Consider the following 18943-nt stretch of genomic DNA (forward strand, 5'->3'; position numbering starts at 1 on the left):
TTCTGCTCGGCGCCTCTGTGCGCGGGAACGGTGCAACACGAAGTCGAGGGCGTCATCTCCACTGGCCGACTTCGAAACGAAAGCTCGACCCTCGCCTGTACAAGGGGAGGACGGGTCGCAGATGATCTTCAGCTTGCGCCGTCTGCTGGTTGCGACCGGGTCGCCATGATCTTCCGTTCCTGATTGTCTCCAGACCGCTCCGAACGGCCTCTCCAATGGCCTGATCTGACCGAAGGACGGCTGCGCCTCGACCGCCTATGCCGCAACGGCGCGTCCCGACTTTCTTCCCCTGCCGGCCAAGGCCGTCATTCCTCGCGAAACAACAAAGTCGTTCCTGCCATCCTCCGCGTTGCTCCGGTCGCAAGCGATGCGGCGTCGGTCGCCTCCGGCCTGTCGATCGCCATCGAGGCCGCAATGGAGCGGTCCCGAAAACGAAACGGAGACTTACAATGGCGACCATCGGCACCTTCAAGAAGACCGGCTCGAACGAGTTCACCGGCGAAATCGTAACCCTCAGCGTCCAAGCCAAGGGCGTGCGCATCGTCCCCGACACCCGCGCCACCGGCGAGAACGCCCCCAGCCACCGGGTTCTGGTCGGCCGCGCGGAAATCGGCGCCGCCTGGTCCAAGCGCTCCAACGAGGGCCGCGACTATCTGGGCCTCAAGCTCGACGATCCGAGCTTCAACGCCCCCATCTACGCCAACCTCTTCGACGACGAGGACGGCGACACCCACTCGCTGATCTGGTCCCGCCCGACCCGCCGCGGCGACTGAGCCCCGAGCAAGGCCCCGGCCCAACAGGCCGGGGCCTTTCCACTGCTAGCGCGAATCACTTCGGCCGCCCGGCGAGGGCACCGCCAGCCCTGAGACGCCGATTACCCTCGCAATGGGCGCAAAGAACGACTATTATAGTCGTAGTTCTGGCAAGCGTGTGTCCGTCGGTGGGAGGTGATCATGCATGATCACCGCCCGACAATCGCGGGCCGCACGCGCGTTGCTGGGGTGGACACAGGAGACGCTCGCTGACAAGGCCCGGACATCGCTAACCGCGCTCAAGCGCCTTGAGTCCGAAAGTGGATTAGAGGTGTACGAGTCGACGCGCGATCAGGTGCGAAGGGCGCTTGAAACAGCCGGTATCGTCCTGCTTTCCACCGACAAGGGCGAAGGAGTGCTGCTGCTCCATGAGCGGGACGACCGGCCGACGAGGCGTTAGCAGCGCCGTGATCGCGTGGCACACACCATCCATCGCACGTTGTCACAGTAATGCCGGGCACGAGTGTTAACGAATGCTTTCCGCGCGAATATAGTCGCCTGATGGAATCCGCGATGCCGCCGTTTCTCGACGCGCCCCCGATCAGCCAGACCCTCACGGCCTATGACCGCGAGCATATGGTTCTCTATCTGCGCCTGCTCGATTCCTCGCGCGACGGAGCTGATTGGCGCGAAGCCGTCCAGATCCTCTTTGGCCTCGATCCGGCACGTGAACCGCACCGGTGCCGCCAGATCCATGACACGCATCTCGCCCGCGCCCAGTGGATGACCGAGCACGGCTATCGAGACCTGGCACGCTCGGCACCGTGATCGCCGCGATGCCTTTTCGGCACCACCCTTTGCCGGTCCTCTGACTTCCACTGAACAACCCAGCCGGGAATCCTGACTCTCCCACAAGTTCAACGACTAGGGAGGATCGTGATGACACCAGATGCTTCCGGCTGGCGCTCCTCGGAACGCTATGCCCATGTCGCCGACATGACCGCGTCCGACGTCGCGTGGGAATGGCTGCGTCGCAATGAATCCTACGATAGAGATTTTCAAGCGCTCAGCGACAACGAAAGCGAGCTGGGCGCGCTGACCGACAGGATCGGGCAGCGGTGGGGGTTGCGATTTCCCGGTAGACCCGATGCAGGCACCACCCGAAGCGCGGGTGATCTGGCTTCCCCAGGAAGACACAAGCGCCATCGTTCTTGGCGCACCTCCCGATATTCCATCCGCAAGCGCTGACCCCCAACCGACGCTCGACGCCGCCATCGGCATCGACGCCGGCAACGAGACCCATCTGGCTCTCGATCTCGGAAACGGCCAGCGCGTCGCGCTTGTTCATCCCTCCGCGACACGACCCGCGAAACCCTTCGGCGCCTTCATCCCGCTCGGGCAGGAAGGCTTCGACCGGCTCGAATCGGTCGCCCGCTTGCTCGCCGCCCTCCATGGTCGCGCCATACCGCCCGACACCCGACTGACACGGCAGCAACGCGCGCGGCTGTGCCGGATGCTGCAAGCCTTCGACGGTCATCGCGCGGGCGCGACCCAGCAAGAAATTGCGCAGGTCATATTTCGGATCGGCGCTCTCGGTCGCGATGAGTGGCAGGCATCCTCCGCCCGTCACGCCGTCAAATCCCTAATTCGAGATGCCCGTGCCATGATCGTGGGCGGCTATCGCACGCTGCTTCGTCATCGCCGGCAATCCTAGCTGGCCGTCATTCGGCTCTTGGTGGGCGAATTTAGGCCCCCCTGAATTCGCCCTGCATCTCGCCGGTCCTGCTTCGCCAACGTGGCCTTCGTTACCCGCCGCTGCCCGGCGGTCCCAACGAACCCACGGAGGCCCTCTCATGCGACCTGATCTCGCCCTTCTCCCGCCGCGCTTCCTGCGCACCAAGGAAGCCGCCGAATTTCTCAGCCTATCGGCCCGCACCCTCGAAAAGCACCGGACCTACGGCACCGGTCCGGCCTATCGCAAGCTCGGCGGCCGCGTCGTCTACGCCGTCGACGATCTCGAGGCCTGGGCCGAGCGCGGGGCCGTCACCTCCACCTCCGATCCGCGCGGCAGCGTGCTTCCGGCCAAGCGCCACACGCCCGCGCCGCCGGCACATGCCGGACGATACGCACGCTGACCGTCCCCGGATTCCCGAATGGCGGCGCGACACCAGTCCCTCTCGGAGCGCGGGCAGCTCGATCTGTTCCGTGCGCTCCCCGGCGAGTTCGCAGCCCGAGACGCGCAGGATCTCATGGCTTATCCGTTTTTCTCCCTCTCCAAGTCCCATCGCGTCACCCCAATCGACTTCGCCGCCGGCGATGTGTCGATCCGGGTGGAAGCCGTGCCCGATCACGGCATGGCGACCATCTGGGATGCCGACATTCTGATCTGGGCTGCGAGCCAGATCGTCGAGGCGCGTGACGCCGGCCTGCGCACCTCACGCCTGATGGCCGCCACCCCCTATGAGATTCTCAAGTTCATCGGCCGTGGCACATCCTTACGCGACTACCAGCGCCTGAAGGCCGCGCTCGACCGCCTGCAATCGACGACGGTCAGCACCTCGATCCGCCAAGCCGCCGAAGGCCGGCGTCACCGCTTCTCATGGATCAACGAGTGGAAGGAGCGCACGAACCGGAACGGCAAGCCGGACGGGATCGAGATGATCGTGCCCGACTGGTTCTATCAGGCCGTTCTCGACGACGCGCTCGTGCTGACGATCGACAGGGCCTATTTCGATCTCACGGGCGGACTTGATCGCTGGCTCTATCGCCTGGTGCGCAAGCACGGCGGGCGACAGCGCAATGGCTGGCGGTTCGACTTTCGCCACCTCCACCAGAAATCCGGCGCGCTGTCGCCGTTCAAACGCTTCGCCTTCGAGTTGCGCGACATCATCCGCCGCCAGCCGCTTCCCGGCTACACGCTGTTTCTGGAGATCGAGGCTGGCGGCCGGACGTTGCTCGCTTTCGAGCGGACGCCGCCCTGTGGAAAAGCTGTGAAAGGCTTCGTGCCATCGGGAACCCGAAAGCGCGTGCCATCAGGAACCGGTCCCTCGTGCCAACGGGAACCGAAACAGGGCCTAACCCATGACAGCAGAACCGAAAATCGCGCCCCTAACTTAGAATCTAACAGAGAATCTAACTTTGAAGAGCGCGCGCGGGAGGTGGAAAACCTCGTGCGGCAGACGGCGAACGCACTCAACGTCGCTGGCAAACGGCGCACAAGCAGCACCGCTCTCACCAACACCGACACAGCGAGAAACAGGTCCTCCGACGCTCCGCGGCTTCCCTTCGGTCCACGCTCGGGAGGCCATCGATGATCGTGGCGCTCCTCAATCAAAAAGGCGGCGTCGGCAAGACGACGCTGGCGCTGCATCTCGCCGGCGAATGGGCCGGTAAGGGAAAGCGAGTCACGCTGGTCGATGCCGATCCGCAGGGCTCTGCGCTCGACTGGTCGCAGCAGCGCGCCCGCGAACACGCGCCGCGCCTGTTCGGCGTCGTCGGCCTGGCGCGCGACACGCTCCATCGTGAGGCTCCCGAACTGGCGCGTGACGTTGATCATGTGGTGATCGACGGGCCGCCGCGCGTCGCCGGGCTGATGCGCTCCGCGCTGCTCGCCGCCGACCTGGTATTGATCCCGGTGCAGCCGTCGCCGCTCGACGGCTGGGCATCGGCCGAGATGCTGGCGCTCCTGTCGGAGGCGCGCATCTATCGGCCGGAGCTTCGCGCCCGCTTCGTCCTCAATCGCTGCGGTGCTCGCACCGTGATCGCCCGCGAGACGGCCGAGACGCTCGCCGATCACGATCCGCCAGTGCTGCGCACGGCGATCGGACAGCGCGTCATCTACGCCGACGCCGCGCAATCGGGCCGGCTCGCCTTCGAGATTGACGACAACGGACCCGCCGCGCGCGAGATCGCGGCGCTCGTCACCGAGATCGAAAGGATCGCGCCATGAGCGAGCGATCCGAACGGCGCGGCTTCGCAGCGCGCCCAACCAATCCTGACGCCTGGATCAAGGCGGCCGATGCCCCCGCGGCGCGCGCGGCGGACGGTGAAGCCTTCACCGCCCGCATGACCATCGACGTCACGCCCGACCTGCGCGGACGGATCAAGATCGCCGCCTTCCGGCGCGGCGTCACCGTCGCCGACATGCTGCGCGATCTGCTCGCGCGCGAATTCCCACCGACCGAAGGAGACCCTTCATGACCGGCGCCGCGGCCCCCCGCATGCGCGGCGGCCTGACGCCGGCCACGCTCCCACAAGACAATCTCACCCATGTCGAACTGACCTGGGTCGAGAAGAAGATCGAGAACTGGATCCGCTTCGGTTCGCACGCCCACGAACAGATCCTCGATCGGCGCCGGCGTGTCCTATCGTTTCGCCCTGACACCGTCTTCGCCTTCGTCCGCTGGGCCTCGAATGACTTCGGCACGATCATCTCGCGCATCGACATCGTGCATACGGTGTCGCGCGGCGATGCGTACCAGACGCTGCCCTTCGTGCGGCCGGGTGGCGACATCCTGCTGAAGGCCGAGAGCTGGCCCAAGGTCGAGCGCGTGCTGCAGGCGATCGACGGGATCGAGCGCATCGGCATCGATCCCGAAGCGGTCTCGCCCGATCATTGGCGTCACGTCCACAATCGGCTGACCGCCGGACACGAGCCGCGCGCCTACACGCTCGACCATCATCGCGCGTTCTTGGCTCGCCGGAGGGCCGAGCCGTGAGCCGCGCTGGGCTTCTCCTCGCGACGACACTCGCCACGCTTGGCGTTGGCTATCCCGGCCTTACGCCGATGCCGATCAAGCTGATCTGGAACGCGTCGGCGAGCGCGCCGATCGGCCTCTATTCGATCGACTTCGACGGGCCGTTCGACGTCACCGATCTTGTCGCAGTCGATGCACCCGAACCGCTCGCGACCTTCCTCGCCGAGCGCGGCTATCTGCCCAAGGGCGTGCCGCTGATGAAGCGCATCCTCGCCGTCTCCGGGCAGACCGTTTGCCGCTCGAACCTCACCATCACGGTGGACGGTGTCGAGGTGGGCGCAGCGCTCGAACGTGATCGCGCCGGCCGCGATCTTCCCGTCTGGCAGGGCTGCCGCCGCGTCCAGACCGGCGAAGTCTTCCTCATGAACTGGCAGGTCCGCGACAGCCTCGACGGCCGCTACTTCGGCCTGGTCTCCACCGACCAGATCATCGGCCACGCCGTCCCGCTGTGGACCGACGAGGACGGCGCCGGCCGCTTCGCGTGGCGCGCACCGACACGTTGACCGCTTCCCGTCGGCGGGAGCGGTGCTCGCCGATGGCATTCCCACCCCCACCGCGAAGGAGACTGACATGCCCCAGATTGGCGAATTCACGCGCGACGAGACCGGCTTCATCGGACATCTCGGGACGCTCTTGCTGCATCAGGACATCATCATCGTCGCGGCGGAACCGTTCGACGCGGAGAACGCGCCGGATTATCGCGTTCACCTCTTCGACGGCATGAGCAACGAAACAGGCCCGGAGATCGGCGCGGGCTGGAAACGCACCGGCGAGAAGGCCGGCGAATATGTCGCGCTGCTGATCGACGATCCGACATTCCCGCATCCGATCCGCGCCAACCTGTTCCGCGACGACGATCCCGGCAACGCCTGGTCGCTGCACTGGTCGCGTCCACGCGATCGTGGCGAGAAGGATTGAGCGATGCTTGCTCGCCGCCAAACGACGAGCCGCTCGAGTGCGTCCGGGCCGCTTTGCGCTGCCCGGCGCATGGCTCTCCTTCTCCTTTCCGGCCTTACCCTCGCGAGCGTCACGCCGTCGGTCACGATGGCGCAGCGCGCTCCGATCGTCCGGCCGTCGCCACGCGATCCCTATGCCGATCACATCGCCGAGGCATCTAAGCGTTTCGGCGTTCCGATCGCATTGATTAGGGCGGTGATGCGTGCCGAAAGCGCCGGCGATCCGCGCGCTTTATCGCCGAAGGGCGCGATGGGCCTGATGCAGATCATGCCACCGACCTGGGCGGGCTTGCGCCTTCGCCACCGTCTCGGCGTCGATCCTTACGATCCGCATGACAACATCATCGCCGGCGCCGGCTATATCCGCGAGCTGTTCGATCGCTACGGATCGCCCGGCTGGATCGCGGCCTACAATGCCGGGCCTGGTCGTTACGAGGACTCGCTGAGGGGTCGTGCGCTGCCCGCGGAAACGCGCGCCTATGTTGCGAGCGTCATGCCGTCCGTCGCCAGCGGTGATGCAGCCGGTCCAATCGTGGTCGCAGCGCTAGATCCGCTCGCCTGGACACGCGCGCCGCTGTTCATTGCACAGCCGGACCGCAGACCAGCGACCGATCCCGTGCCGGGTGAGCGCGCTTCCGATGCTGCGATGACGTCATCATCCGTGCGCGATGTTTCCGCCATCGAGCCGCAGTCGGGCGGGCTATTTGTCCCGCGCTCCGGCGGGAGGAATACGCCATGAGCAGCCCGGTTCCGGATCGCACGATAGCGGGCTCCGGCGTGACATGGCGTGCGTGGAGGCTGGAGGCAGGCAACACGACCGGACGATGGCGAGATAAAAAGCCGCGAGGTGCGGCGTCGGTCGGTTGTGTTGTTTCAATAGGTTATGAGACGATTTCGCGATGTGCGGGGTTTATGCGCACCTCGCGTCAATGCTGGTTTCGCCGCGATTTCATGCCCTTGGCGCGATGTGTGGGGGCTCGGCCATGAGCGGCGACGACGATTTTCGCATCCGGCCTGGCCGTATCCGTTCCACCAGCGCGCAGCGGGCCCGACCCTTCATCGCTCAGGCGCTCGCTGCCGCGCAGAAGGCCGGCGCACGTATCTCGCGCTCCGGCCGGATCAGCTCCGGCAACCGCTCGACCTTCGGGCGCGGCCGGACGGCGAGCGTGCGCGCCAATCGACTGCTGACGGGACGTTCGCGCATCGTCGTCATCAAGACCAGGCTCGTTCGCCATCACGCGCGCGCCGCGCCACTTGCCGCCCATCTCAGCTACCTGCGCCGCGAGGGCGTCACCCGCGACGGGGAGAAGGCCCGGCTGTTCGGGCCGGAGACTGATGACGTCGACGGCCGCGGCTTCGCCGAGCGATGCCAAGACGACCGGCATCATTTCCGCTTCATCGTATCGCCGGAAGACGCGGTCGACATGGCGGACCTCAAATCCTTCGCCCGCGACCTGATGGGCCAGATGGCAAAGGATCTCGGCACGAAGCTCGATTGGGCGGCGGTCGATCACTGGAACACCGACAACCCGCACGTCCATATCATCCTGCGCGGGCGCGCCGACGATGGGCAGGATCTCGTCATCGCGCGTGACTACATCAAGGAAGGGATGCGCGCCCGCGCCGCCGATCTCATCACGCAGGAATTGGGGCCGCGCACCGATCTCGACATCCGCCGCAATCTGGAGCGCCAGGTCGAGGCGGAGCGCTGGACCCAACTCGATCGGCAGCTTGTTCGCGATGGCCGCGAGGGAGGCGTCATCGACATGGCGCCCGATCCGAACATCCGGCCCGACGAGTATCACGCGCTGAAGGTCGGGCGGCTTCGCAAGCTCGAAACGCTTGGTCTCGCTGAACAGGTCGGCCCCGGCCAGTGGATGATCGACGGCAGGGCCGAGACGACGCTGCGCGAGCTCGGCGAGCGCGGTGACATCATCAAGCGGATGCACCGCGCGCTGACCGAACGCGGCATCGAGCGCGGCTCGGCCAGCTATGTGCTGGCGGCAGAGAGTCTCGACACCCCGATCATCGGTCGGCTGGTCGATCGCGGCCTCGACGACGAGCTGAAGGGCACGGCCTATGCTGTGGTCGATGGTGTCGATGGCTGCACCCATCACATCAAGCTCCCCGACCTCGATGCGGCCGGCGACAGCGCGTCGGGCTCGATCGTCGAGCTGCGCAGGTTCGAAGACAACCAAGGGCAGCGGCGCGTGGCGATCGCCATCCGCTCCGATCTCGACATCGACCGCCAGATCTCCGCGTCAGGCGCAACCTGGCTCGACCGGCAGAATATCGCCCGCGAGCCGGCCGCGCTGTCCCAGGGTGGGTTCGGCGCTGAAGTTCGACAGGCGTTGGAGCGCCGCGCTGATCACCTGGTCAGACAGGGTTTCGGGGAGCGTCATGGCCAGCGTGTTACCTTCACTCGAAACCTGATCGACACGCTGCGCCGCCGCGAGCTTGAGGCGCTCGGCGACAAGCTGGCCGCCGAGACCGGCCAGCCGTTCAATCGGGCGGCCAGCGGCGAATATGTCGCCGGCTCCTACCGTCAGCGCTTCACGCTCGCCTCGGGCCGTTTCGCCATGCTCGACGACGGCCTCGGCTTCCAGCTCGTGCCGTGGACGCCCTCGCTGGAAAAGCAGCTCGGCAAGCACGTCTCCGGCGTCGCCCGCGATGACGGCGGCATCGACTGGAGCTTCGGCCGCAAGCGCGGCCTCGGCCTCTGATCCCTCGCAGAAAGATCCATCCCAATGTCCGCTACGAAAATTCTCTGGGGCCAGATTCTCACCGTCTTCGCCATCGTGCTGGTCACGACCTGGGGCGCGACCGAATGGGTGGCCTGGCGGCTCGCCTTCCAGCCTGAGCTGGGGCAGCCGTGGTTCCGGCTATTCGGCTTTCCCTTCTACCTGCCGCCCTCGTTTTTCTGGTGGTGGTATGGCTTCGACGCCTATGCGCCATCGATCTTCGTCGAGGGCGCCTACATCGCGGCATCGGGCGGCTTCATCTCGATCGCGGTCGCGATCGGCATGTCGGTCTGGCGGGCGCGCGAGGCCAAAAAGGTCGAGACCTACGGCTCGGCACGATGGGCCGAACGGCAGGAGGTGCAGGCCGCCGGCTTGCTCGGCGCCGATGGCGTCGTGCTTGGTCGATACGAGCGGGACTACCTCCGCCATGACGGGCCGGAGCATGTGCTGTGCTTCGCGCCGACACGATCCGGCAAGGGCGTCGGCCTGGTGGTGCCCTCGCTGCTGACCTGGCCCGGCTCGGCCATCGTTCATGACATCAAGGGCGAGAACTGGACGCTGACGGCGGGATTCCGCGCCAAGCACGGCCGCGTACTGCTGTTCGATCCGACCAACGCCAGATCGTCGGCCTACAATCCGCTGCTCGAAGTGCGCCGCGGCGAATGGGAGGTCCGCGACGTTCAGAACATCGCCGATATCCTTGTCGACCCCGAAGGCTCATTGGAGAAGCGCAATCACTGGGAAAAGACCAGCCATGCGCTGCTGGTCGGCGCGATCCTCCATGTCCTCTACGCCGAGGAGGACAAAACGCTTGCCGGCGTTGCGGCGTTCCTGTCGGACCCGAAGCGCCCGATCGAGTCGACGCTGGCGGCGATGATGAAGACAGCGCACCTCGGCGAAGCTGGGCCGCATCCCGTCATCGCCAGCGCCGCGCGCGAGCTGCTCAACAAGAGCGACAACGAGCGATCGGGCGTGCTCAGCACCGCCATGTCGTTCCTCGGCCTCTACCGTGATCCCGTCGTCGCCGAGGTGACGCGGCGTTGCGATTGGCGCATCACCGACATCGTGGGCGGCAAACATCCGACGACGCTCTATCTTATCGTGCCACCCTCCGACATCAACCGCACCAAGCCGCTCATACGTCTGATCCTCAATCAGGTCGGCCGCCGCTTGACGGAGGATCTGCAGGCGAAGGCCGGCCGCCATCGGCTGCTGCTGATGCTGGACGAGTTTCCGGCCCTTGGGCGGCTCGACTTCTTCGAGTCCGCGCTGGCCTTCATGGCGGGCTACGGCCTCAAGAGCTTCCTGATTGCCCAGAGTCTCAACCAGATTGAAAAAGCCTACGGCGCGAACAATTCGATCCTCGATAACTGCCATGTGCGCGTCAGCTTCGCCACGAACGACGAGCGCACGGCCAAGCGCGTGTCAGACGCGCTCGGCACCGCCACCGAGATGAAGGCGATGCGGAACTATGCGGGGCATCGGCTGTCACCCTGGCTCGGGCATCTGATGGTCTCCCGATCCGAGACGGCCCGCCAGTTGCTCACCCCCGGCGAGATCATGCAGCTCCCGCCGACCGACGAGATCGTCATGGTCGCGGGCACGCCGCCGATCCGAGCGAAGAAGGCGCGCTATTATGAGGATGCCCGCTTCAAGGAACGCATCCTGCCGCCGCCGGCGCTCGCGCAGCCGAAGCACGGCCGGCCTGACGATTGGACCGCGCTGCCGCTTCCGGCTCGGCCTGCGATCGCCGAGGCAAAGCCCGGGATGGAGACGGGCGACGAAGATCCGACCGGATCCGAGCGTCGCCAACAGCCCGAATTGAGCCGCATGAAGCCCGTCGAGAAGAAGGCGCCGATCGAGAACGAGTTCGAGATCGGCCTTGCCGATGACGCCGAGGATGACGCCACCCGCAATAGCCGGATGAACCGGCTGATGCAGGGTGTGGCGCGTCAGGTGTCGCTCGATCCCGGTGACGGCATGGAGCTTTAGTTAGGTCGCCATGACGAAATCCGCGAAAAAGCAGCGCCTCTCTGTCTATCTCGATCCCGCCGTGATGCGCCGGCTTACCGAGCATGCTGCGCGCCGCGATCATTCACGATCGCTGGTCGCGGAGGCGGCCATCGAATCCTTCCTGTCGCCCGATGCGGCTGAGCGGCAGGAAGCCGCAATCACCAAGCGCCTCGATCAGCTCGATCGCCGCATGACGCGGATGGAACGCGACGTCGGCATCTCCGTCGAGATGCTGGCAGTGTTCGTGCGGTTCTGGGTCGCCACCACGCCGGCGTTGCCGGAACCTGCTGCGCAGGCTGCGCGTGCCAAGGCCGGCGAACGCTATGATCAGTTCGTCACCGCTCTCGGCCGCCGCCTCGCGAAGGGTCCGAAGCTAAGGCAGGAGATTTCCGAGGACGTCGCCGCCGACGGTGAGCCATAGTGTGTCGCGTCAATCTAACCGGATCGGCGTAAGATCATCCTTCGACAAATCTCGCGAGGTTTTCGAGAGTCGAACGAAGCCCGACATCGTGGTCCGCTTTGCTTATTCCGATCGGCACATTCTCGGCGATGATCGAGACATCAGTGCCGCCCGCCACGGGCGACAGGCTCCACGTCATTCGCATCTCGCCGGCGAAAGCCGGATCATCGGACTGAAACGTCACGATCTGGACGACGCGACGATTCGGGACCAGCTCTGCGAAGCGACCTTCGACGACATCAGTGTCGTCGGAGGTCTTGCCTGCATTCGGGTGATCGCCGCGATAGGTCAGCGCCATCCTGTAGGTGCCACCTGGCCGGGCGTCGAACTCGTAGATCTGGCCGGTCATCCCATCCGGCGGAAGCCACTGCGGCCATGCCTTGGGATCAACAAACGCACGATAGATCACGTCCGCGCTGGCGGCGATGAATCGCGTCGCTGAGTCGGTTCTCCCATGGCTGATATTCGCCGTCATTGATCGCTCACCTCGCGTCGTTCGAATTCTGACCCCGCCGTTCTCCTGTATTTGCACGCTACACTACTACGCCGATGAATCTTTGTTGAATCGGCCCAAAATCAGGCCCTTTTAATCATCCCCGTCCGGGGAAGGACTGTCTCGACCCCGATGGAATCGGGGGTCATGTGGCGGCTTCACATCAACATGCGGAAGGTCTGGCGCGCGGCGCGCGAATGCTGCGCACGGCGCTTGGCCCGGCGATCGCCCGCTACCTCGACGACGCCAGCATCGTTGAAGTGATGCTCAACCCTGATGGGCGGCTCTGGATCGACCGCCTATCCGAGGGGCTGTCCGACACGGGCGAGCGGCTGTCAGCGGCGGACGGCGAGCGCATCGTCCGCCTGGTCGCCCACCACGTCGGCGCCGAGGTTCACGCGGGCGCGCCGCGCGTGTCGGCGGAGCTGCCCGAGACGGGAGAGCGGTTCGAGGGCCTGCTGCCGCCTGTCGTCGCCGCGCCGGCCTTCGCGATCCGCAAGCCCGCGGTCGCGGTGTTCACGCTCGACGATTATGTCCACGCCGGGATCATGTCGGCCGGACAGGCTGTGATGCTGCGCCAGGGCGTGGCGTCTCGCGCCAATATCCTCGTCGCCGGTGGCACATCCACCGGCAAGACCACGCTTACCAACGCTCTCCTCGCCGAGGTCGCGAAGACCGCCGATCGTGTCGTCATCATCGAGGATACGCGCGAGCTGCAATGCGCCGCGCCGAATCTCGTGGCGATGCGTACCAAAGACGGCGTCGCCTCGCTGTCCGATCTCGTGCGCTCGTCGCTGCGCCTGCGCCCCGATCGCATTCCGGTCGGCGAGGTGCGCGGAGCCGAGGCGCTGGAGCTGCTCAAGGCTTGGGGCACCGGACACCCCGGCGGCGTCGGCACGATCCACGCCGGCACCGCGATCGGTGCGCTGCGCCGGATGGAGCAGCTCATCCAGGAGGCCGTCGTCACTGTCCCGCGGGCGCTGATCGCCGAGACAATCGACATCGTCGCCGTCCTCTCCGGCCGCGGCTCTCTGCGCCGGCTTTCCGAACTCGCACGCGTCGAGGGCCTCGGCCCGGACGGGGACTATCGCATCGCGCCGGCCGTCATCGAGGGCGACGGCGACCCGGCCCTGCTCACCCCAAGCCCTGAAGGAGAAAGCCTGTGATCGACCGCCTGCGCCCAATGCGCCTGACTCAAGTGCGCCAACGTCTCGGCATGACCGTGTCCATCGCCACGCTGTCGGTAGTGATGGCCGCGCCCGCCCACGCCTCCGGCTCGTCGATGCCGTGGGAGCAACCGCTGCAACAGATCCTGCAATCGATCGAAGGCCCCGTGGCCAAAATCATCGCGGTGATCATCATCATCGTCACCGGCCTGACGCTCGCCTTCGGCGACACGTCCGGCGGCTTCCGTCGGCTGATCCAGATCGTGTTCGGTCTCTCGATCGCCTTCGCCGCGTCGAGCTTCTTCCTGTCGTTCTTCTCGTTCGGCGGCGGGGCGCTGGTCTGATGACGGGCATTGTCGAACAGGGCGGTGAAGTCCCGGGTTACACGGCCCCCGTTCACCGGGCGCTGACCGAGCCGATCCTGCTCGGCGGCGCGCCGCGCGCCATCGCCATCATGAACGGGACGCTCGCTGGCGCCGTCGGCCTGGGGCTGCGTCTCTGGCTGGTCGGCATCGCCATCTGGGCGATCGGCCATGTCGCGGCAGTTTGGGCAGCGAAGCGCGATCCGCTCTTCGTCGACGTAGTGCGCCGCCATCTGCGCGTCCCCGCGCACCTCTCGGTCTGACGGGGAGCGCGCCGATGATGAACCTCGCCGAATACCGCAACCGCAACAGCCGACTCGCCGACTTCCTGCCGTGGGTGGGCCTGGTGGGCGCCGGCATCGTCCTCAACAAGGACGGCAGCTTCCAGCGCACCGCGCAGTTCCGCGGCCCCGATCTCGACAGCGCCGTCCCGGCCGAACTGGTCGCTGTCGCCGGCCGCCTCAACAATGCCTTCCGACGCCTCGGCTCCGGCTGGGCGATCTTCGTCGAGGCGCAGCGCCATGCCTCGAACCTCTATCCCGACAGCCGCTTTCCCGATCCCGCGTCGGCGCTGGTCGATGCCGAGCGCAAGGCGGATTTCGAGGAAGCCGGCGCGCATTTCGAGTCGAGCTATTTCCTGACCTTCACCTATCTGCCGCCGGCCGAGGACGCCGCGCGTGCAGAATCCTGGCTCTACGAGGGGCGGGAAAAGTCGGGCCTCGACCCCAACGAGGTGATGACCGGCTTCGCCGATCGCACCGATCGCATCCTGCGCCTGGTCGAAGCCTTCATGCCGGAATGCCGCTGGCTCGATGACGCGGAGACGCTCACCTATCTCCACGGCTGCGTCTCGACCAAGCGGCATCGGGTCCGCGTCCCCGAAACGCCGATCTATCTCGACGCGCTGCTCGCCGATCAGCCGCTCACTGGCGGGCTCGAGCCGCGCCTTGGTACGTCGCATCTGCGCATCCTCACAGTCACCGGCTTTCCGACGGCGACGACGCCGGGCCTGCTCGACGAGCTGAACCGTCTCGCATTTCCGTATCGCTGGTCAACGCGCGCGATCCTACTCGACAAGACCGACGCGACCAAGCTGCTGACCAAGATTCGGCGGCAGTGGTTCGCCAAGCGCAAGTCGATCGCCGCGATCCTCAAGGAGGTGATGACCAACGAGGCGTCCGTCCTCGTGGACACCGACGCCGCGAACAAGGCGGCTGACGCCGATCTCGCGCTCCAGGAACTCGGCGCCGACTATGCCGGGATGGCGTATGTCACCGCGACGGTGACGGTGTGGGACGAGGATCCGCGCATAGCCGACGAGAAACTGCGCCTGGTCGAGAAGGTCATCCAGGGCCGCGACTTCACCGCCACGGCCGAGACCATCAACGCGGTGGACGCCTGGCTCGGCTCGTTGCCCGGCCACGTCTATGCGAACGTCCGCAAGCCTCCGATTTCCACGCTCAATCTCGCCCACATGATCCCGCTGTCAGCGGTGTGGGCGGGGCCGGAACGGGACGAGCATTTTGCAGCGCCCCCTCTGCTCTTCGGCAAGACCGAAGGCTCGACCCCGTTCCGGCTTTCGCTTCACGTCGGCGACGTCGGCCACACGCTGATCGTCGGCCCGACCGGCGCGGGCAAGTCGGTCCTGCTGGCGCTGATGGCGCTGCAGTTCCGACGCTATGCCCGCGCCCAAGTCTTCGCCTTCGACTTCGGCGGCTCGATCCGCGCGGCGGCGCTCGGCATGGGCGGCGATTGGCATGACCTCGGTGGCGATCTCAGCGACGGCGCGACCGATAGCGTCAGCCTTCAACCGCTCGCTCGCGTTCACGACGTGCCCGAGCGCGCTTGGGCGGGCGACTGGATCGTATCGATCCTGACCCGCGAGGGGGTGCCGATCACGCCCGAGGTGAAGGAGCATATCTGGACGGCGCTGACCTCGCTGGCATCGGCGCCCGTCGAGGAGCGCACGATCACTGGCTTGGTCGTGCTGCTCCAATCGAACGATCTCAAGCAGGCGCTCAGGCCTTATTGCGTCGGCGGTCCCTACGGCCGGCTGCTCGACGCCGAGCGCGAGTATCTTGGCTCGGCCTTCGTTCAAGCGTTCGAGACCGAAGGGCTGATCGGCACCGGCGCGGCGCCCGCGGTTCTCTCCTACCTCTTCCATCGGATCGAAGATCGGCTAGATGGTTCGCCGACTCTTCTCATCATCGACGAGGGCTGGCTGGCGCTGGACGATGACGGCTTCGCCGGCCAGCTCCGCGAATGGCTGAAGACGCTCCGCAAGAAGAACGCCAGCGTCATCTTCGCCACGCAATCGCTCAGCGACATCGACGGCTCGGCGATCGCGCCCGCCATCATCGAAAGCTGTCAGACCCGGCTCCTGTTACCGAACGAGCGCGCGATCGAGCCACAGATCACCGCGATCTATCGCCGCTTCGGCCTCAACGACCGCCAGATCGAGATCATCGCGCGGGCGATGCCGAAGCGCGACTATTACTGCCAGTCGCGGCGCGGCAACCGGCTGTTCGAGCTCGGCCTGTCCGATGTCGCGCTCGCGCTCTGCGCCGCGTCATCGAAGACCGATCAGGCGGCCATCGCCCGAATCGTCGCCGAACACGGCCGCGACGGCTTTCTCGCCGCCTGGCTTGATCACCGTGAAGTCGGCTGGGCCGCCGATCTCATCCCCACGCTCACCAACAAGGAGACGTCCCAATGAAACTGCGCAATTCCCGCGCAGCGCGTTTTGCTGCCGCGCTGCTATCCGCTCCCGTCGCGCTCACGCCCATGCTGGCGACGCCCGCCCACGCCATCATCGTGTTCGATCCCTCGAACTATGCGCAGAACGTGCTGACGGCGGCCCGATCGCTCCAGCAGATCACCAACCAGATCACCTCGCTTCAGAACGAAGCGCAGATGCTGATCAACCAGGCACGCAACCTGGCGAGCCTGCCGTTCTCGTCGCTGCAGCAGCTTCAGCAGTCCGTTCAGCGCACGCAGCAGCTTCTCAACCAGGCGCAGAATATCGCCTACGACGTCCAGCAGATCGATCGGATGTTCCAGCAGAAATACGGGAACGTCTCACTGTCGGCCTCCGACCAGCAACTCGTCATCGATGCGCGCTCGCGCTGGCAGAACACTGTCGGCGGCCTGCAGGACGCGATGCGGGTGCAGGCGGGCGTCGTCGGCAACATCGACACCAACCGCACGCAGATGTCCGCGCTGATCGGCCAGAGCCAGGGCGCGACCGGCGCGCTGCAGGCGACGCAGGCCGGCAACCAGCTCCTCGCGCTTCAGGCGCAGCAACTCGCGGATCTCACCGCCGTCGTGGCGGCCAACGGCCGGGCGCAGGCCTTGCAGTCGGCTGAGCAGGCCGCCGCCGCCGAACAGGGCCGCGAGCAGCGCCGGCGTTTCCTGACGCCGGGCTCGGGCTATCAGCCCGGCAACGCCCGAATGTTCCCGAACAGCGGCAACTGAGGCTAGCGCGATGGACGGCAAGACCCTCGCTCGCGTCGGCGCCATTGTCTTCGTCGCGGTCGCCATCACGGCGACCGCGATCGAGATGAGCCGCAAGGACGTTTCGCCGGACGTCCTCGCGACGCAGGGCCGTTCGGTCACAGCACAAGATCCTCTCGCCGCCGAACTGCTTCGCTGTTCCGAGATCGGTGAGGCCGGCACGCGCGATCCCAATTGCCTGAAGGCATGGGCAGAGAACCGGCGCCGCTTCCTCGGCCGGCCGGCCCCGGTTTCATCATCGTCGCCGGTTGCGCCGACCACGATGTTTCCAAGTGCGCCCGCGTCGGCTGATCCTATCCACAAAGACAGTGCGCCAGCGGGCGTGACCGAGCCTGCGATGCAGGCCGAGCGCGCCCGGCCGGAGGTTCGCTGACATGGGCGGCACCGGCGTCATCGACCATTTCCTTGAGGTCTTCACTCGCTACATCGACGGCGGCTTCGGCCTGCTCGGTGGCGAAGTCGGTTTCATCGCCACCACCTTGATCGTCATCGACGTCACGCTCGCCGCACTCTTCTGGTCGTGGGGCGCGGACGACGACATTATGGCGAGGCTAATCAAGAAGACGCTCTTCGTCGGTGTCTTCGCCTACCTTATCTCCAACTGGAACAATCTCGCCCGCATCATCTTCGAGAGCTTCGCGGGCCTCGGCCTGAAGGCGTCGGGTACGGGCTTCGCCGTCAGCGATCTCATGCGACCCGGCAAGGTGGCCCAGACCGGTCTCGATGCCGGCCGCCCACTGCTCGACTCCATCTCCAGCCTGATGGGCTACTGGTCGTTTTTCGAGAACTTCATCCAGATCGCCTGCATGTTTTTCGCCTGGGCTCTGGTGCTGCTGGCGTTTTTCATCCTCGCGATCCAGCTCTTCGTCACCCTGATCGAGTTCAAGCTGACCACGCTCGCCGGCTTCGTCCTCATTCCCTTCGGCCTGTTCGGCAAATCCGCCTTCATGGCCGAGCGCGTGTTGGGCAACGTCATCTCCTCCGGCATCAAGGTGCTGGTTCTCGCCGTCATCATCGGCATCGGCTCGACGCTGTTCTCCGAGTTCACCTCCGGCTTCAACGGCGCAACGCCGTCGATCGACGACGCCATGGCGATCGTGCTTGCCGCGCTGTCGCTGCTTGGTCTCGGCATCTTCGGCCCCGGCATCGCCAACGGCCTCATCTCCGGTGGCCCGCAGCTCGGCGCAGGCGCGGCCATTGGTACTGGTCTCGCCGCCGGTGGCGTTGTCGCAGCCGGCGCGGCCGCCGCCGGCGCAGCCGTGTCCGGTGGAGCTGCACTTGCTGGCGGCGCAGCCGCTGCGGCCCGCGGTGGTGCAGCCCTCGCAGGCGGGGCCTCCACCGCCTATAGCCTCGGCGCGGCCGGACAAACGGGTGCATCGGGTGTCGCGTCCGGTCTTGGTAATGTTGCCAGCACCGGCGCGAAGGCGGCCGTCTCACCGTTGAAGCGCGCAGCCGGGCGCGCCGCCGACAGCCTCAAGCAGAGCTATCAGGCCGGCGGCCAAGCCGCGACGGAGATCGCCACGGGTACTTCCGGCGCCGCAACGACAACCGCTGCGGAGGCCGCATCTGCGGGAGCCGCGTCCTCTGCCGGCGACGGCCCGCCGGCCTGGGCGAAGCGCATGAAACGCTCGCAGCAGATGTCACACGGCGTTCAGGCCGCCGCCCACGCCGTGCGCAGTGGCGACAGCCATGGCGGCGGCTCCTCCGTCAACCTTTCCGAAAGCAACTGA

At 66.2% G+C, this 18943-nt stretch carries 24 protein-coding genes; 23 read left to right on the top strand and 1 reads right to left on the bottom strand.

Annotated elements, in window-relative coordinates:
* Window positions 1-449: 449 nt before the first annotated feature.
* The 16 genes from E0H22_RS03970 to E0H22_RS04045 all read left to right on the top strand — a co-directional run bounded on the left by E0H22_RS03970 (window position 450) and on the right by E0H22_RS04045 (window position 11640).
* Entirely contained in the window at window positions 450-773 is a 324-nt protein-coding gene (locus E0H22_RS03970) for a DUF736 domain-containing protein (protein WP_006022612.1), read from the top strand.
* A gap of 184 nt (window positions 774-957) precedes the next feature.
* Window positions 958-1212, top strand: a complete 255-nt coding sequence (locus tag E0H22_RS03975) for a helix-turn-helix domain-containing protein (protein WP_006022611.1) — start codon at window positions 958-960, stop codon at window positions 1210-1212.
* Between the two features lie 101 nt (window positions 1213-1313).
* Window positions 1314-1580, top strand: coding sequence for a DNA -binding domain-containing protein (locus E0H22_RS03980; RefSeq protein WP_151612060.1), 267 nt, complete (start codon window positions 1314-1316; stop codon window positions 1578-1580).
* A gap of 168 nt (window positions 1581-1748) precedes the next feature.
* Entirely contained in the window at window positions 1749-2000 is a 252-nt protein-coding gene (locus tag E0H22_RS03985; RefSeq protein ID WP_233026125.1) for a transcriptional regulator domain-containing protein, read from the top strand.
* A complete protein-coding gene (locus E0H22_RS03990) occupies window positions 1900-2466 on the top strand; it encodes a DUF2285 domain-containing protein (protein WP_151612064.1) in 567 nt (188 codons plus the stop codon). Before E0H22_RS03985 ends, E0H22_RS03990 begins: the two co-directional genes overlap by 101 nt.
* Before the next feature lie 139 nt (window positions 2467-2605).
* Window positions 2606-2887, top strand: coding sequence for a helix-turn-helix transcriptional regulator (locus E0H22_RS03995; protein WP_151612067.1), 282 nt, complete (start codon window positions 2606-2608; stop codon window positions 2885-2887).
* Between the two features lie 18 nt (window positions 2888-2905).
* Complete coding sequence (locus E0H22_RS04000) at window positions 2906-4066, top strand: replication initiator protein A (protein ID WP_151612069.1); 1161 nt, start codon at window positions 2906-2908, stop codon at window positions 4064-4066.
* A complete protein-coding gene (gene parA / locus E0H22_RS04005) occupies window positions 4063-4701 on the top strand; it encodes a ParA family partition ATPase (RefSeq protein WP_151612071.1) in 639 nt (212 codons plus the stop codon). The genes E0H22_RS04000 and parA overlap by 4 nt, the downstream gene beginning before the upstream one ends.
* Entirely contained in the window at window positions 4698-4952 is a 255-nt protein-coding gene (locus E0H22_RS04010; protein WP_151612073.1) for a ribbon-helix-helix protein, read from the top strand. Before parA ends, E0H22_RS04010 begins: the two co-directional genes overlap by 4 nt.
* Window positions 4949-5470 (top strand): DUF2840 domain-containing protein, encoded by a 522-nt coding sequence (locus E0H22_RS04015; protein WP_151612075.1) that lies wholly within the window; start codon window positions 4949-4951, stop codon window positions 5468-5470. Before E0H22_RS04010 ends, E0H22_RS04015 begins: the two co-directional genes overlap by 4 nt.
* Window positions 5467-6012, top strand: a complete 546-nt coding sequence (locus E0H22_RS04020; protein ID WP_151612077.1) for a S26 family signal peptidase — start codon at window positions 5467-5469, stop codon at window positions 6010-6012. Before E0H22_RS04015 ends, E0H22_RS04020 begins: the two co-directional genes overlap by 4 nt.
* A 67-nt stretch (window positions 6013-6079) precedes the next feature.
* Entirely contained in the window at window positions 6080-6427 is a 348-nt protein-coding gene (locus tag E0H22_RS04025) for a DUF736 domain-containing protein (protein WP_151612079.1), read from the top strand.
* A 3-nt stretch (window positions 6428-6430) separates the two neighbouring features.
* On the top strand, window positions 6431-7204 hold the full coding sequence (locus E0H22_RS04030) for a lytic transglycosylase domain-containing protein (protein WP_151612081.1): 774 nt from the start codon (window positions 6431-6433) through the stop codon (window positions 7202-7204).
* Between the two features lie 244 nt (window positions 7205-7448).
* Window positions 7449-9188 carry a relaxase/mobilization nuclease domain-containing protein gene (locus E0H22_RS04035; RefSeq protein WP_151612083.1) on the top strand — a complete coding sequence of 580 codons (1740 nt, stop codon included), beginning with the start codon at window positions 7449-7451 and terminating at the stop codon, window positions 9186-9188.
* A 24-nt stretch (window positions 9189-9212) separates the two neighbouring features.
* The gene (locus E0H22_RS04040; protein ID WP_151612085.1) at window positions 9213-11198 is read left to right on the top strand and encodes a conjugal transfer protein TraG; all 1986 of its coding nucleotides are present in this window, start codon (window positions 9213-9215) and stop codon (window positions 11196-11198) included.
* 10 nt (window positions 11199-11208) lie between these two features.
* Complete coding sequence (locus E0H22_RS04045; RefSeq protein WP_151612088.1) at window positions 11209-11640, top strand: ribbon-helix-helix protein, CopG family; 432 nt, start codon at window positions 11209-11211, stop codon at window positions 11638-11640.
* A 34-nt stretch (window positions 11641-11674) separates the two neighbouring features.
* On the opposite strand, the gene E0H22_RS04050 is transcribed toward E0H22_RS04045, so the two are convergent.
* Window positions 11675-12154, bottom strand: a complete 480-nt coding sequence (locus E0H22_RS04050) for an SRPBCC family protein (protein ID WP_151612090.1) — start codon at window positions 12152-12154, stop codon at window positions 11675-11677.
* A gap of 167 nt (window positions 12155-12321) precedes the next feature.
* Here E0H22_RS04050 and trbB point away from each other — a divergent pair, with 167 nt between their 5' ends.
* From trbB to trbL, 7 genes are read left to right on the top strand one after another with little or no spacing between them, the layout of a single operon-like run.
* Window positions 12322-13338, top strand: a complete 1017-nt coding sequence (gene trbB / locus E0H22_RS04055; RefSeq protein WP_151612092.1) for a P-type conjugative transfer ATPase TrbB — start codon at window positions 12322-12324, stop codon at window positions 13336-13338.
* Between the two features lie 50 nt (window positions 13339-13388).
* On the top strand, window positions 13389-13682 hold the full coding sequence (locus E0H22_RS04060; RefSeq protein ID WP_233026127.1) for a TrbC/VirB2 family type IV secretion system protein: 294 nt from the start codon (window positions 13389-13391) through the stop codon (window positions 13680-13682).
* Entirely contained in the window at window positions 13682-13963 is a 282-nt protein-coding gene (locus tag E0H22_RS04065; protein ID WP_151612094.1) for a VirB3 family type IV secretion system protein, read from the top strand. Before E0H22_RS04060 ends, E0H22_RS04065 begins: the two co-directional genes overlap by 1 nt.
* Before the next feature lie 14 nt (window positions 13964-13977).
* A complete protein-coding gene (gene trbE, locus E0H22_RS04070; protein ID WP_151612096.1) occupies window positions 13978-16416 on the top strand; it encodes a conjugal transfer protein TrbE in 2439 nt (812 codons plus the stop codon).
* Window positions 16413-17174: a P-type conjugative transfer protein TrbJ gene (gene trbJ, locus E0H22_RS04075; RefSeq protein ID WP_151612098.1), complete on the top strand. Its 762-nt coding sequence runs from the start codon at window positions 16413-16415 to the stop codon at window positions 17172-17174. Before trbE ends, trbJ begins: the two co-directional genes overlap by 4 nt.
* A 10-nt stretch (window positions 17175-17184) precedes the next feature.
* Complete coding sequence (gene trbK-alt, locus E0H22_RS04080) at window positions 17185-17586, top strand: putative entry exclusion protein TrbK-alt (protein WP_151612100.1); 402 nt, start codon at window positions 17185-17187, stop codon at window positions 17584-17586.
* Window position 17587: 1 nt separating this feature from the next.
* Entirely contained in the window at window positions 17588-18943 is a 1356-nt protein-coding gene (gene trbL / locus E0H22_RS04085) for a P-type conjugative transfer protein TrbL (protein WP_151612102.1), read from the top strand.

The sequence above is a fragment of the Rhodopseudomonas boonkerdii genome (assembly GCF_021184025.1).
GTDB lineage: Bacteria > Pseudomonadota > Alphaproteobacteria > Rhizobiales > Xanthobacteraceae > Tardiphaga > Tardiphaga boonkerdii.

What these genes read in the sequence shown, in the direction of transcription:
- trbE (WP_151612096.1), top strand. Translation starts at nt 13,978, where the DNA reads ATGATGAACCTCGCCGAATACCGCAACCGCAACAGCCGACTCGCCGAC.
- E0H22_RS04050 (WP_151612090.1), bottom strand. Translation starts at nt 12,154, where the DNA reads ATGACGGCGAATATCAGCCATGGGAGAACCGACTCAGCGACGCGATTC.
- E0H22_RS03970 (WP_006022612.1), top strand. Translation starts at nt 450, where the DNA reads ATGGCGACCATCGGCACCTTCAAGAAGACCGGCTCGAACGAGTTCACC.
- E0H22_RS04060 (WP_233026127.1), top strand. Translation starts at nt 13,389, where the DNA reads ATGACCGTGTCCATCGCCACGCTGTCGGTAGTGATGGCCGCGCCCGCC.
- E0H22_RS04065 (WP_151612094.1), top strand. Translation starts at nt 13,682, where the DNA reads ATGACGGGCATTGTCGAACAGGGCGGTGAAGTCCCGGGTTACACGGCC.
- E0H22_RS04025 (WP_151612079.1), top strand. Translation starts at nt 6,080, where the DNA reads ATGCCCCAGATTGGCGAATTCACGCGCGACGAGACCGGCTTCATCGGA.
- trbK-alt (WP_151612100.1), top strand. Translation starts at nt 17,185, where the DNA reads ATGGACGGCAAGACCCTCGCTCGCGTCGGCGCCATTGTCTTCGTCGCG.
- parA (WP_151612071.1), top strand. Translation starts at nt 4,063, where the DNA reads ATGATCGTGGCGCTCCTCAATCAAAAAGGCGGCGTCGGCAAGACGACG.
- trbJ (WP_151612098.1), top strand. Translation starts at nt 16,413, where the DNA reads ATGAAACTGCGCAATTCCCGCGCAGCGCGTTTTGCTGCCGCGCTGCTA.
- trbL (WP_151612102.1), top strand. Translation starts at nt 17,588, where the DNA reads ATGGGCGGCACCGGCGTCATCGACCATTTCCTTGAGGTCTTCACTCGC.
- E0H22_RS04000 (WP_151612069.1), top strand. Translation starts at nt 2,906, where the DNA reads ATGGCGGCGCGACACCAGTCCCTCTCGGAGCGCGGGCAGCTCGATCTG.
- E0H22_RS04040 (WP_151612085.1), top strand. Translation starts at nt 9,213, where the DNA reads ATGTCCGCTACGAAAATTCTCTGGGGCCAGATTCTCACCGTCTTCGCC.
- E0H22_RS03980 (WP_151612060.1), top strand. Translation starts at nt 1,314, where the DNA reads ATGGAATCCGCGATGCCGCCGTTTCTCGACGCGCCCCCGATCAGCCAG.
- E0H22_RS03975 (WP_006022611.1), top strand. Translation starts at nt 958, where the DNA reads ATGATCACCGCCCGACAATCGCGGGCCGCACGCGCGTTGCTGGGGTGG.
- E0H22_RS04045 (WP_151612088.1), top strand. Translation starts at nt 11,209, where the DNA reads ATGACGAAATCCGCGAAAAAGCAGCGCCTCTCTGTCTATCTCGATCCC.
- E0H22_RS04010 (WP_151612073.1), top strand. Translation starts at nt 4,698, where the DNA reads ATGAGCGAGCGATCCGAACGGCGCGGCTTCGCAGCGCGCCCAACCAAT.
- E0H22_RS03990 (WP_151612064.1), top strand. Translation starts at nt 1,900, where the DNA reads ATGCAGGCACCACCCGAAGCGCGGGTGATCTGGCTTCCCCAGGAAGAC.
- E0H22_RS04030 (WP_151612081.1), top strand. Translation starts at nt 6,431, where the DNA reads ATGCTTGCTCGCCGCCAAACGACGAGCCGCTCGAGTGCGTCCGGGCCG.
- E0H22_RS03995 (WP_151612067.1), top strand. Translation starts at nt 2,606, where the DNA reads ATGCGACCTGATCTCGCCCTTCTCCCGCCGCGCTTCCTGCGCACCAAG.
- E0H22_RS03985 (WP_233026125.1), top strand. Translation starts at nt 1,749, where the DNA reads ATGACCGCGTCCGACGTCGCGTGGGAATGGCTGCGTCGCAATGAATCC.
- E0H22_RS04035 (WP_151612083.1), top strand. Translation starts at nt 7,449, where the DNA reads ATGAGCGGCGACGACGATTTTCGCATCCGGCCTGGCCGTATCCGTTCC.
- E0H22_RS04015 (WP_151612075.1), top strand. Translation starts at nt 4,949, where the DNA reads ATGACCGGCGCCGCGGCCCCCCGCATGCGCGGCGGCCTGACGCCGGCC.